The sequence below is a fragment of the Pseudomonas sp. JL3 genome, assembly GCF_031570575.1.
Lineage (GTDB): Bacteria > Pseudomonadota > Gammaproteobacteria > Pseudomonadales > Pseudomonadaceae > Aquipseudomonas > Aquipseudomonas cucumis.
On record NZ_JAKWJK010000075.1, the window covers coordinates 1 to 406 of the forward strand.

Here is a 406-nt window from a genome sequence, read left to right on the forward strand (position 1 = left end):
GACTGGCTGGCCTGTTCCACCTGCTGGGCCAGGGTGCTCAAAGACGTCTGGGCAAACAGTGTGCGCAGGTCGATCTCGACGCCGAGGTCCTGATGCAGACGCGCCTGCAATTGCACGGTGAGCAGCGAGTGGCCGCCGAGCTCGAGGAAACCGTCATGGCGCCCGACCTGCTCCAGGCCGAGCAGGGTTTGCCAGATCCCGGCGATGGCGATTTCGGTGTCGCCCTGGGGCGCCTCGTAGGCCTTGCTGGCCAGGGACTCCTGGCCCGGTGCGGGCAGGGCCCGGCGGTCAAGTTTGCCGTTGGCGGTGAGGGGCAGGGCGTCGAGGTGCACGAAGGCGCTGGGCACCATGTATTCGGGCAGGTGCTTGAGTAATTCGCTGCGCAACTGTTCGGCGCTGGCCGGTT

1 protein-coding gene is annotated in these 406 nt (G+C 67.0%); it reads right to left on the minus strand.

The features are described from left to right. On the minus strand, window positions 1-406 hold a 406-nt coding region (locus MMG91_RS29120; RefSeq protein WP_310661459.1), incomplete at both ends, for a phosphopantetheine-binding protein.